At 70.6% G+C, this 11,561-nt stretch carries 13 protein-coding genes; 12 read left to right on the top strand and 1 reads right to left on the bottom strand.

What is annotated here, in order from left to right; genetic code table 11:
* Both AC1D12_RS12380 and AC1D12_RS12375 read left to right on the top strand, forming a co-directional pair.
* Positions 1-538 (top strand): hypothetical protein (locus tag AC1D12_RS12380; protein WP_477840670.1); only part of this gene is annotated, 538 nt, incomplete at its 5' end.
* A 5-nt stretch (positions 539-543) separates the two neighbouring features.
* On the top strand, positions 544-1,797 hold the full coding sequence (locus AC1D12_RS12375; protein WP_477840668.1) for a TIGR02270 family protein: 1,254 nt from the start codon (positions 544-546) through the stop codon (positions 1,795-1,797).
* 4 nt (positions 1,798-1,801) lie between these two features.
* Here the strand turns inward: AC1D12_RS12375 and AC1D12_RS12370 are convergent, their stop codons facing one another.
* A complete protein-coding gene (locus tag AC1D12_RS12370; RefSeq protein WP_477840666.1) occupies positions 1,802-2,776 on the bottom strand; it encodes a LysR family transcriptional regulator in 975 nt (324 codons plus the stop codon).
* A 91-nt stretch (positions 2,777-2,867) separates the two neighbouring features.
* On the opposite strand from AC1D12_RS12370, the gene AC1D12_RS12365 reads away from it, so the two are divergent.
* From AC1D12_RS12365 to AC1D12_RS12320, 10 genes are all read left to right on the top strand, one after another.
* Positions 2,868-4,334, top strand: coding sequence for a form I ribulose bisphosphate carboxylase large subunit (locus tag AC1D12_RS12365; RefSeq protein ID WP_465112189.1), 1,467 nt, complete (start codon positions 2,868-2,870; stop codon positions 4,332-4,334).
* 25 nt (positions 4,335-4,359) lie between these two features.
* A complete protein-coding gene (locus AC1D12_RS12360; RefSeq protein WP_465112190.1) occupies positions 4,360-4,794 on the top strand; it encodes a ribulose bisphosphate carboxylase small subunit in 435 nt (144 codons plus the stop codon).
* Between the two features lie 49 nt (positions 4,795-4,843).
* On the top strand, positions 4,844-5,704 hold the full coding sequence (cbbX, locus tag AC1D12_RS12355) for a CbbX protein (RefSeq protein WP_477840672.1): 861 nt from the start codon (positions 4,844-4,846) through the stop codon (positions 5,702-5,704).
* The gene (locus AC1D12_RS12350; protein ID WP_477840663.1) at positions 5,701-6,450 is read left to right on the top strand and encodes an HAD-IA family hydrolase; all 750 of its coding nucleotides are present in this window, start codon (positions 5,701-5,703) and stop codon (positions 6,448-6,450) included. The genes cbbX and AC1D12_RS12350 overlap by 4 nt, the downstream gene beginning before the upstream one ends.
* Entirely contained in the window at positions 6,450-7,151 is a 702-nt protein-coding gene (gene rpe, locus AC1D12_RS12345) for a ribulose-phosphate 3-epimerase (protein ID WP_465112192.1), read from the top strand. Before AC1D12_RS12350 ends, rpe begins: the two co-directional genes overlap by 1 nt.
* Positions 7,151-7,816, top strand: a complete 666-nt coding sequence (locus tag AC1D12_RS12340) for an HAD-IA family hydrolase (RefSeq protein WP_477840661.1) — start codon at positions 7,151-7,153, stop codon at positions 7,814-7,816. The genes rpe and AC1D12_RS12340 overlap by 1 nt, the downstream gene beginning before the upstream one ends.
* A 15-nt stretch (positions 7,817-7,831) precedes the next feature.
* Positions 7,832-8,905, top strand: coding sequence for a class 1 fructose-bisphosphatase (locus tag AC1D12_RS12335; protein WP_477840659.1), 1,074 nt, complete (start codon positions 7,832-7,834; stop codon positions 8,903-8,905).
* Positions 8,906-8,916: 11 nt separating this feature from the next.
* Positions 8,917-9,795: a phosphoribulokinase gene (locus tag AC1D12_RS12330; RefSeq protein WP_047502220.1), complete on the top strand. Its 879-nt coding sequence runs from the start codon at positions 8,917-8,919 to the stop codon at positions 9,793-9,795.
* Between the two features lie 10 nt (positions 9,796-9,805).
* Positions 9,806-10,855, top strand: coding sequence for a class II fructose-bisphosphate aldolase (gene fba / locus AC1D12_RS12325; protein WP_477840658.1), 1,050 nt, complete (start codon positions 9,806-9,808; stop codon positions 10,853-10,855).
* Between the two features lie 38 nt (positions 10,856-10,893).
* A partial coding sequence (locus AC1D12_RS12320; RefSeq protein WP_477840656.1) for an alpha/beta fold hydrolase occupies positions 10,894-11,561 on the top strand: 668 nt, incomplete at its 3' end.

Raw genomic sequence — 11,561 nt, 5'->3', positions numbered from 1 at the left:
CCACGAGGCCGTGCTGTACATCACAGCGGCGTGGGCCGGCGCGGTGCACCCGGCGTACTGCGTGCGGGTGGACCTCGACGAGAGCGTGTGGGCCGGCCCGGTGCTCGGGCCGCTGCGGGCGGCCATCACGCTGCTGGACAACGCGTTGCACGACCTGGGCACCGATCCCGATCCGGGCCGCGAGGCGGTGTGGATGCGCAGCCTCGTGCGCCATGTGCTGAACGATCCCCGGCCCTTCGACGACTGGTGGGAGGCGTGCATGCACCGGCTGCTGCGCTTCCATGCCATCGACGTGGAGCTCGCGCAGCGCAAGCCAGACCTGTTCGAGAATTTTCCGTCCGAGGGGGCGCCCGTGCCGCCGCAGGCCTGTGACCCGGGGCAGGCCTACGATCCTGCGCAGAACGAGGCGTTCTGGGATGCATGGCTGCAAGGCCTCGATCCGGGAACGAACCCGTTCCTCGCGTCGCCGGGCGAGCTGCCCGATGACGACGAGCTGCCGGGGCCGCCGTACCGCTACCGGGCCCGCCAGCAGCCCTGAGGCCGATGGACCGGTACGAGGACATCGCCGAGGAGCATGCGGGGCAGGCCGCCTTCCTGTGGCACCTGCGCAGCCTGGCCGTCGCGCAGCCGCACTACCTGCTCGACGACCTGGAGGCCCTCGACAGCCGGCTGGCGGCGCATGTCGACGGGCTGCGCGAGGCGTCGACGGCCTGGGATGCCTGCAGGCGCCTGCTGGCCGACGGCACGCCGTGGGCCGCGGCACCGCTGGCGCTGCTGGCCCTGGAGCGCGGCGACGGCCGGCAGGTGGCKCAACTGCTGGCGCTGGCCGAGCAGCAGCCCGGCTGGGTGCCGATGCTGGAGGCCGCGTTCGGCTGGGTGTCGCCGCAGTTCCTGCGCGGGACGATCCGCGCGATGCTGCACGCCGCATCGCCGCTGTGGCGGCGCATCGGCCTGGCTGGCTGCGCGGTCCACCGCGTGGATCCCGGCGCCGCGCTGGCTCCAGCGCTGGACGATGCCGACCCGTCGCTGCGCGCCCGCGCGCTGCGCTGCGCCGGCGAACTGGGGCGCGTGGACCTGCTGCCGGCCTGCCTGCGGGCGCTGGCCGATGGCGATGCCGAGTGCCGCTACCGGGCCGCCGCGGCGGCCTTGCTGCTGGGCGACCGGGGGCGTTCGATCGACGCCTTGTCGTTGCTGGCGGCGGCGTCCAGCCCGTGGCAGCAGCGTGCATTGCGCCGGGTGCTGAAGGTGCTGGACGGAGCCGACGCACGCGCGCTGCTGGCGCTGCTGGCGGCTCAGCCCGAAGCAATGCATGCGCTCATCGCGGGCGTCGGGCACACGGGCGACGTGCGCTATGCCGAGTGGCTGATCGAGCGCATGGGCGATCCCGCCACCGCGCGGCCGGCCGGCGAGGCCTTCAGCTTCATCACCGGCGCCGACCTGGCGGCTCTCGGGCTGGACCGTCCGGCACCGGACGACATCGATGCCGGACCTGGCGACGACCCTGCCGATGACCGCGTGGCGATGGACATGGACGAAGACCTGCCGTGGCCGCAGCAGGCGGCGGTGGCGGCCTGGTGGCGCAGCCAGGCGGGCCGCTTCAGGTCCGGGGTGCGCCATTTCCTCGGGCAGGTCATGAGCCCGCCGCATTGCGTCGAGGTGCTGAGGCGCGGCTACCAGCGGCAGCGCATCGCGGCCGCGCAGCACCTGTGCCTGGCGGCACCCGGCGCGGTGGCGTTTCCGGTGGATGCGCCGGCGTGGCGGCAACTGCAGCTGCTGACGCCGGCCGGGTCGACGTGAAGGGTCAACGCGAAGATGCCTTCCTCGGGGCCGCTGCGCGACGCTTCGCCACCGGCCGCAGCCCCCGCAGCCGCGCATCGATCACCCCTTGTCCCTCGTCCGCCAGGAACTGCTTGAACGCCGACGTCACCTGCGGCAGGCGGCGTGACGCCAGGTGCATCGCGTACCAATCCCGCTGCAGCGGGTTGCCGGCCATCGGCAGCACCGCCAGCAGCCCCGCCTCGAGTTCCAGCGCGCAGGTGTGCAGCGACAGGAAGGCCACGCCGAAGCCGGCGGCGCACATGTGCTTGATGGCCTCGTTGCTCGACATCTCCGAGCCGATGCGCAGCGGCACGCCGGCCTCCTTGTAGAGCCGCTCCAGCGTCGTGCGGGTGCCCGAGCCGCGCTCGCGCGCCAGCAGGTTCGCCTCCACCAGGTCGGCCAGTGCCGGCCGGCGCTGCTTCATCAGCGGATGCTCCGGCGACGCGAGGAACGCCATCGGGTGCTTCGCGAACGCCACCGCCGTCGTCTTCAGCTCGGCCGGTGGCCGGCCCATGATCGCGATGTCGACCTCCTGCGTCGCCAGCATGCGCACGATCTCGTCGCGGTTGCCCACCTGCAGCTTCACCTTCACCTCCGGGTGCTGGCCGGCAAAGGCCACCAGCAGCGGCGGCAGCAGGTACTCCGCCGTCGTCACCGCACCCACCCGCAGCGTGCCCGAGAACAGCCCGCGCTGCGCCGCCATCTCGTCGCCCGCCTCTCGCCACAGCTCGAGGATGCGCGCCGCATAGCCGGCCATCAGCTCGCCCGCGGCCGTCAGGCGCACGCCGCGCCCGCTCTTCTCCAGCAGCGGCGCCCCCGCGCTCTCCTCCAGCAGCTTCAGCTGGATCGACACCGCCGGCTGTGTCAGGTGCAGCTCGCTCGCGGCACGCGACACGCTGCCCAGCCGCGACACCGCATGGAAGGCCGCGAGCTGGCGGAAGGTGGCGTTCTTGAGCATCAGTCGAAGCTTATGGGTTGACGAAAAGAATCAATTATTCCGAATGCATCGCGATCCCTACATTCGACTCAACCGAGCAAGGAGAGTGTCCATGGGCCACATGAAAGACGCAACGCAGATCACCGATGCCAGGAAACGCTATTCGGCCGGCGTACTGAAGTACGCCCAGATGGGCTACTGGAACGCCGACTACGTGCCGAAGGCGACCGACATCCTGGCGCTGTTCCGCATCACGCCGCAGGACGGGGTCGACCCGATCGAGGCCGCCGCCGCGGTGGCCGGCGAATCGAGCACCGCCACCTGGACGGTGGTCTGGACCGATCGCCTGACCGCCTGCGACATGTACCGCGCCAAGGCCTACCGTGTCGAGCCGGTGCCGAACAACCCCGGCCAGTACTTCTGCCACGTGGCCTACGACCTGAGCCTGTTCGAGGAGGGCTCGATCACCAACGTCGCCGCGTCGATCATCGGCAACGTGTTCAGTTTCAAGCCGCTGAAGGCCGCGCGCCTCGAGGACATGCAGTTCCCGGTGGCCTACGTGAAGACCTTCGCCGGCCCGCCCACCGGCATCGTGGTCGAGCGCGAGCGGCTCGACAAGTTCGGCCGGCCGCTGCTCGGCGCCACCACGAAGCCCAAGCTCGGGCTGTCCGGGCGCAACTACGGCCGCGTGGTCTACGAAGGCCTGCGCGGCGGCCTCGACTTCATGAAGGACGACGAGAACATCAACTCGCAGCCCTTCATGCACTGGCGCGACCGCTTCCTGTTCGTGATGGACGCCGTCAACAAGGCGAGTGCCGCCACCGGCGAGGTCAAGGGCAGCTACCTGAACGTGACCGCCGGCACGATGGAGGAGATGTACCGCCGCGCCGAGTTCGCGAAGTCGCTCGGTTCGGTGATCCTGATGGTCGACCTGGTGGTGGGCTACACCGCCATCCAGTCGATGAGCCACTGGTGCCGGCAGAACGACATGATCCTGCACCTGCACCGCGCGGGCCACGGCACCTACACCCGCCAGAAGAACCACGGCGTGAGCTTCCGCGTGATCGCGAAGTGGATGCGCCTGGCCGGCGTCGACCACATCCACGCCGGCACCGCCGTCGGCAAGCTCGAAGGCGATCCGATGACGGTGCAGGGCTACTACAACGTGTGCCGCGACACCCACACCGTGGTCGACTTGCCGCGCGGCATCTTCTTCGAGCAGGACTGGGGCGCGCTGAAGAAGGTGATGCCGGTCGCCTCCGGCGGCATCCACGCCGGCCAGATGCACCAGCTGCTCGACCTGTTCGGCGACGACGTGGTGCTGCAGTTCGGCGGCGGCACCATCGGCCACCCGCAGGGCATCCAGGCCGGCGCCACTGCCAACCGCGTCGCGCTCGAGGCGATGGTGCTGGCGCGCAACGAGGGCCGCGACATCGCGAACGAAGGCCCGGCGATCCTGGCCGAGGCGGCGAAATGGTGCGGCCCGCTGCGCGCGGCGCTCGATACCTGGGGCGAGATCAGCTTCAACTACACGCCCACCGACAGCTCCGACTACGTGCCCACCCTCGCCGTGGCTTGATCCTCGACACCCCTGGAGACCTCGCATGCGAATCACCCAAGGCACCTTCTCCTTCCTGCCCGACCTCAGCGACGTGCAGGTCGTCCGCCAGATCGACCACGCCCTCGGCAAGGGCTGGGCCATCGGCATCGAATACACCGACGACCCGCATCCGCGCAACACCTTCTGGGAGATGTTCGGCAACCCGATGTTCGACGTGTCCGACGCGGCCGGCGTGATGCTCGAGCTCCGGCAGTGCCGCAAGACCTTCCCCGACCACTACATCCGCCTGACCGCGTTCGACTCGACGCATGGCACCGAGTCGGTGGTGCTGTCTTTCATCGTCAACCGGCCGGCGGTGGAACCGGGCTTCCGGCTGATCCGCACCGAAGAGCAGGGCCGAAGCTTGCGTTACAGCATCGAAAGCTACGCCGTGCAGCGTTCGCCCGAGGGCGAACGGTACGGAATGCGCCAGGAGTGACCGCGCCATGAACGAGGACCGCGACAGTCTGTGTCAGCCGCCCGGCGAGATGCCGGAAGCGTCGGCGGCGCGCGCGATGCTCGACCAGCTCGATGCCGAACTGATCGGCCTCGCGCCGGTGAAGGGCCGCATCCGCGACATCGCCGCGCTGCTGCTGATCGACAAGCTGCGCGCCGAGCAGGGGCTGCAGTCGCAGCCGCCCTCGCTGCACATGTGCTTCACCGGCAACCCCGGCACCGGCAAGACCACCGTCGCGATGCGCATGGCCGAGGTGCTGCGCCAGCTCGGCTACGTGCGCAAGGGTCACCTGGTGGCGGTGACGCGCGACGACCTGGTCGGCCAGTTCATCGGCCACACCGCGCCGAAGACGCGCGAGGTGCTGAAGAAGGCGATGGGCGGCGTGCTCTTCATCGACGAGGCCTACTACCTGTACAAGCCCGAGAACGAGCGCGACTACGGGCAGGAGGCGATCGAGATCCTGCTGCAGGTGATGGAGAACCAGCGCGACGACCTGGTGGTGATCCTCGCCGGCTACCAGGACCGCATGGAGACCTTCTTCGCCAGCAACCCCGGCATGGCGTCGCGCATCGCGCACCACATCGACTTCCCCGACTACAGCGAGGCCGAGCTGATGCTGATCGCGCAGCTGATGCTGACCCGGTTGAACTACCGCTTCGACGACGCGGCCGAGCCGGCCTTTGCCCGCTACCTGAGCCTGCGCCGGCAGCAGCCGCATTTCGCCAACGCACGCTCGATCCGCAATGCGCTCGACCGCATCCGGCTGCGCCACGCGACGCGGCTGTTCGGCGCCGAGYGGCGATTGACGCGCGAGCAACTGTGCACCCTGCAGGCCGAAGACGTGCTCGCGAGCCGCGTCTTCGCCGGCACCACCCCAGGAGCGAGACCATGAGCATTGAAGCCTTGATCTTCGACGTCGACGGCACGCTGGCCGACACCGAGGAAGCGCACCGCATCTCGTTCAACAGCGTGTTCGAGCAGTACCGGCTCGGCTGGACCTGGACCCGTGCCGAATACCGGCAGCTGCTCGAGGTGCCGGGCGGCAAGGAGCGCATCGCGTCGTACATCGCGTCGCTGCCGCTCGGCACGGCCGAACGCCAGCGCCTGCTGGCCCTGGTGCCGCAACTGCATGCCGACAAGACGCGCTTCTATGGCGAGGTGGTGAGCGAAGGCGGCGTCACGCTGCGCGACGGCGTGGAGCGCCTGCTGAACGAAGCGGTGGCACAGGGCTGCCACCTGGCGATCGCGAGCACCACCACCGCCGCCAACATCAACGCGCTGCTCAACGCCACGCTGGGCCCGCGCGGGCTCGACCTGTTCGCGGTGATCGCCTGCGGCGACCAGGTGCGCGCGAAGAAGCCGGCGCCCGACATCTACCGGCTCGCGCTCGACACGTTGGGCCTGCCGCCCGAGCAGGCGCTGGCCGTCGAGGATTCGGCGCACGGGCTGCGTGCCGCCACGGCCGCCGGCCTGTGGACGCTGGTGACGCCGACCTTCTGGACCCAGGACAGCGACTTCCGCGGCGCCGGCCTGGTGCTGCCCAGCCTGGCCGGCCTCGGTCTCGACGAGCTGATCCGCATCGCGCGCCCGGCCCGCACCGCGTCGCCGGTGCAGGCGCTGTACCAGGAGACCCGCTGATGAACCCTGCCATCCGCATCGCGCCCAGCCTGTTGTCGGCGGATTTCGCGCGCCTCGGCGACGAGGTCCGCGCGGTCATCGCGGCCGGCGCCGACCTGATCCATGTCGACGTGATGGACAACCACTACGTGCCCAACCTGACGATCGGGCCGATGGTGTGCCAGGCGATCGCGCCGTACTGCCGGCGCGGCGACCGGCCGGTGCCGATCGACGTGCACCTGATGGTCAAGCCGGTCGATGCGCTGATCCCGATGTTCGCGCAGGCCGGCGCGTCGATCATTTCGTTCCATCCGCAGGCCAGCGAGCACGTCGACCGCACGGTCCAGCTGATCCGGTCGTTCGGCGTGAAGGCCGGCCTGGCGCTGAACCCGGCGACGCCGCTGAACGTGCTGGACCACGTGCTCGACCAGCTCGACCTGGTGCTGCTGATGAGCGTCAACCCGGGCTTCGGCGGCCAGGCCTTCATCGAGGGCGTGCTGCCGAAGATCGAGGCCGCGCGGCGGCGCATCGACGCGAGCGGGCGCGAGGTCTGGCTCGAAGTCGACGGCGGCATCAACGCGAAGAACATCGGGCGTGTGGTGGCCGCCGGCGCCGACACGCTGGTGGCCGGCTCGGCGGTGTTCAGCGGCGGCGACTACCCGAAGGCGATCGCCGCGCTGTGCGTCAACGCGCAGCGCCGCGATCTCGCCGAAAGCGCGTGATGCGGGTCGCCGCCCTCTGCTTCGACCTTGACGGCACGCTGGTCGACAGCGCCGCCGGCATCGCGCTGGCGCTGAACGCCGCACTGGCCGAGGCGGCGTTGCCGCCGTTCGACGTGGCCACCGTGCGCGGCTGGATCGGTGACGGGCCCGACGCGCTGATCGTGCGCGCGCTCGAGGCCTGCGGGCTGCACGACCTGCCGGTGCTCGCGGCCCGCTTGCGCCTGCGCTTCGACGCCGCCACGCTGGACACGCCGTCGGCGCAGGGCGGCGCCTACCCGGGCGTCGACGCGCTGCTGGCCCGGCTGGGCGGGCGCTACCCGATGGCGGTGGTGACGAACAAGCCGACGCCGCTGGCGCGCGCGGTGCTGGACGCCGCCGGGCTGCTGGGGCATTTCGCGCAGGTGCACGGCGCCGATGCGCCGGCGCAGCGCAAGCCGTCGCCGCTGCTGATCCAGCAGGCGGCGCGCCGCTTCGGCGTCTCGGCCGCCAGCGTGCTGATGGTCGGCGACGGCCCGGCCGACCTGGCCGCCGCGAGCGCCGCCGGCAGCCAGGCCGCGTGGGCCGCCTGGGGCTACGGCCCCGCTCCGGCCGCCGGCGTGTGGCGCCTCGATGCGCCTGCCGACCTGCTGGCCCGCCTGCCGGTGCGCACACCGATCCACCAGTAAACCAGGAGACACGCCATGCTCAGCGGAGGACGATCGACCCTGACCCAGTTCCTGATCGAGGAGCGACGCCGCCATCCCGAGGCCACCGGCGACCTGAACGCGCTGATCACCGATGTCTCGCTCGCCTGCAAGACCATCGCGCGCAAGGTGGCCTATGGCGCGCTGGACGGCGTGCTCGGCAGCGCCGGCACCGGCAACGTGCAGGGCGAGGAGCAGAAGACGCTCGACGTGCTGGGCAACGCGCTGTTCCTGCGCGCCACCGAGTGGGGCGGTCACACGGCCGGCATGGTGTCCGAGGAGCTGGAGGCGCCGTACACGCTGCCGCCCGAGCATCCGCGCGGCAAGTACCTGCTGCTGTTCGACCCGCTCGACGGCTCGTCGAACATCGACGTCAACGTCGCGGTCGGCAGCATCTTCTCGGTGCTGCGCGCGGTCGCGCCCGGGCAGGATCCGCAGCCGCAGGATTTCCTGCAGCCCGGCACGCAGCAGGTCTGCGCCGGCTACGCGATCTACGGCCCGTCGACCATGCTGGTGCTGACGCTGGGCCGCGGCACGCATGCCTTCACGCTCGACCCGCTGCTCGGCGAATGGGTGCTCAGCCACCCCGGCCTGCGCATCCCGGAGAAGACCTGTGAGTTCGCGATCAACGCATCGAACAGCCGCTTCTGGGAACCGGCCGTCAAGCGCTACGTCGATGAATGCCTGGCGGGGCGCAGCGGCACGCGCGGCGCCGACTTCAACATGCGCTGGATCGCCTCGCTGGTGGCCGAGACGCATCGCATCCTGATGCGCGGCGGCGTGTTCCTGTACCCGCGCGACAGCAAGGACCCGTCGCGCGCCGGCCGGCTGCGCCTGCTGTACGAGGCGAACCCGATCTCGTTCCTGATCGAGCAGGCCGGCGGCGGCGCGAGCACCGGCCGCTCGCGGCTGATGGAGGTGCAGCCCGACGCGCTGCACCAGCGCATCGGCTTCGTCTTCGGTTCGCGCCACGAGGTGGCGCGCATCGAGACCTACCACCGCGACGAACCGGCGGCCGCCTACGATTCGCCGCTGTTCGGCAAGCGCGGCCTGTTCGCGGCCACGGTCTGAGGGGCGCCGCCATGTCCGCGCTGCACCCCGTCATCGCCATCACCGGCTCGTCCGGCGCCGGCACCACCTCGGTCACGAAGACCTTCGAGAACATCTTCCGCCGCGAGGGCGTGGCGGCCGCGATCGTCGAAGGCGACAGCTTCCACCGCTACGACCGCGAGGCCATGAAGGCGGCGATGGCCGAGGCCGAGCAGAACCACCGGCCGCACTTCAGCCACTTCGGCGAGGACGCCAACCTGTTCGCCGAGCTGCAGGAGCTGTTTCGCAGCTATGCCGAGACCGGCACCGGGCAAAGCCGCAAGTACCTGCACAACGACGAGGAAGCGGCGCCGTACGGGCAGCCGCCCGGCACCTTCACCGCGTGGGCGCCGCTGCCGCCGAGCAGCCTGCTGTTCTACGAGGGCCTGCATGGCGGGGTGACGACCGACAAGGTCGACGTGGCGCGCTTCGCCGACCTGCTGATCGGCGTGGTGCCGGTGATCAACCTGGAGTGGATCCAGAAGATCCACCGCGACCGCAGCACGCGCGGCTATTCGACCGAGGCGGTGACCAGCGTGATCCTGCGCCGCATGCACGAGTACGTGGAGTACATCTGCCCGCAGTTCACGCGCACGCACATCAACTTCCAGCGCGTGCCGGTGGTCGACACCTCGGACCCGTTCATCGCGCGCACCATCCCGACCGCCGACGAGAGCCTGGTGGTGATCCGTTTCGCCAACCCGCGCGGCATCGATTTTCCGTACCTGCTGTCGATGCTGCACGACTCGTTCATGTCGCGCGCCAACACGCTGGTGGTGCCGGGCGGGAAGATGGAACTCGCGATGCAGCTGATCTTCACGCCGATGGTCATGCGGCTCGTCGAGCAGCGCAAGAACCTGCTGGCCGCATGAGGAGCTTCCGATGCCGATGATGTCGCTTCGACAACTGCTGGACCACGCCGCCGAGCACCGCTACGGCGTGCCGGCCTTCAACGTCAACAACCTGGAGCAGATCCAGGCCATCATGCAGGCGGCCGAGCGCACCGACAGCCCGGTGATCCTGCAGGCCTCGGCCGGTGCGCGCAAGTACGCCGGCGAGCCCTTCCTGCGCAAGATGGTCGAGGCCGCTGCCGAGATGTACCCCGGCATCCCGATCGTGATGCACCAGGACCACGGTGCGAGCCCGTCGGTGTGCCTGCAGTCGATCCGCTCGGGCTTCACCAGCGTGATGATGGACGGCTCGCTGCTGGAAGACGCGAAGACGCCGTCGAGCTACGACTACAACGTCGGCGTCACGCGCCGTGTCACCGAGATGGCGCATGCGGTGGGCGTGTCGGTGGAAGGCGAACTCGGCTGCCTGGGCTCGCTCGAATCGGGCACGGCCGGCGAAGAGGATGGCGTCGGCGCGGCCGGCCGGCTGACGCACGAGCAGATGCTGACCGATCCGGAGCAGGCCGCCGACTTCGTCGCGCAGACCGGCATCGACGCGCTCGCCATCGCGATCGGTACCAGCCATGGCGCCTACAAGTTCAGCCGCCAGCCGACCGGCGACATCCTGGCGATCGACCGCATCAAGGCCATCCACGCGCGCATCCCGAACACGCACCTGGTGATGCACGGTTCGTCGTCGGTGCCGCAGGAGTGGCTGGCGGTGATCCGCGAGCACGGCGGCGAGATCGCGCCGACCTGGGGCGTGCCGGTCGAGGAGATCCGCGAAGGCATCCGCCACGGCGTGCGCAAGGTCAACATCGACACCGACATCCGGCTCGCGATGACCGGCGCGATGCGCCGTGCGATGGCCCGCGACCGCAGCGAGTTCGACCCGCGCCGCTTCCTGAAGGACGCCACCGCGGCGGCGCGCGACCTGTGCATCGCGCGCTTCGAGGCCTTCGGCTGCGCCGGCATGGCCTCGCGCATCAAGCCGGTGCCGCTGGACACTGCCGCCCAGGCCTATGCGCAAGGTAAGCACTGAAGCGCGGCGGCAGGGTCGCGGGCTACCATGCCCCGTCCATGCTCTACGCCGAAACCGCACCGTACCGCCTGCACGCCCTTGGTGTGCCGGGCGGCCACGTGCTGCATGTCGAGGAGAGCGGCCACCCGCAGGGCATCGCCGTGGTGGTGCTGCATGGCGGCCCGGGCTCCGGCAGCTCGCCGCCGCTGCGCCGCTTCTTCGACCCGGCCCGCTACCGCATCGTCAGCCCCGACCAGCGCGGTGCCGGCCAGAGCCGGCCGCGCGGCAGCACGGTCGACAACACCACCGCCCACCTGGTGGCCGACCTGGAGACGCTGCGCGAGGCGCTCGGCATCGAGCGCTGGCTGGTGGTCGGCGGTTCGTGGGGCGCCACGCTCGCGCTGGCGTATGCGATGGCGCATCCCGGCGCGGTGACGGGGCTGCTGTTGCGCGCCACCTTCCTCGCGCGCGAGGAGGACATCGGCGGCTTCTYCCAACCGGCCGATGTGGGGCTGGCCGACGCCTGGGCCCGGTTCGCGGCGATCGCGCCCGCCGATCGGCGGCACGCCATGCTGCCCTTTCTCGCGCAAGGCCTGCATGCCGATGCCGACACCGCACGCCACATGGCGCTGGCCTGGTGGCGCTGGGAAAGCACTCTCGCGACCGGCGCCGTGGCGCAGCCCGAGCCGTCGGGCGCGGCGCTCGATGCGCAGGTCGACCGCTACCG

This window comes from Rhizobacter sp. P1_G5, from assembly GCF_056405435.1.
This window is presented reverse-complemented; position numbering and strand designations above follow the sequence as displayed.

Bases quoted from the DNA above. Each gene is read 5' to 3' on its own strand.
- AC1D12_RS12365 (WP_465112189.1), top strand. From the start codon at position 2,868: ATGGGCCACATGAAAGACGCAACGCAGATCACCGATGCCAGGAAACGC.
- AC1D12_RS12335 (WP_477840659.1), top strand. From the start codon at position 7,832: ATGCTCAGCGGAGGACGATCGACCCTGACCCAGTTCCTGATCGAGGAG.
- rpe (WP_465112192.1), top strand. From the start codon at position 6,450: ATGAACCCTGCCATCCGCATCGCGCCCAGCCTGTTGTCGGCGGATTTC.
- AC1D12_RS12350 (WP_477840663.1), top strand. From the start codon at position 5,701: ATGAGCATTGAAGCCTTGATCTTCGACGTCGACGGCACGCTGGCCGAC.
- fba (WP_477840658.1), top strand. From the start codon at position 9,806: ATGCCGATGATGTCGCTTCGACAACTGCTGGACCACGCCGCCGAGCAC.
- AC1D12_RS12370 (WP_477840666.1), bottom strand. From the start codon at position 2,776: ATGCTCAAGAACGCCACCTTCCGCCAGCTCGCGGCCTTCCATGCGGTG.
- AC1D12_RS12340 (WP_477840661.1), top strand. From the start codon at position 7,151: ATGCGGGTCGCCGCCCTCTGCTTCGACCTTGACGGCACGCTGGTCGAC.
- AC1D12_RS12330 (WP_047502220.1), top strand. From the start codon at position 8,917: ATGTCCGCGCTGCACCCCGTCATCGCCATCACCGGCTCGTCCGGCGCC.
- AC1D12_RS12360 (WP_465112190.1), top strand. From the start codon at position 4,360: ATGCGAATCACCCAAGGCACCTTCTCCTTCCTGCCCGACCTCAGCGAC.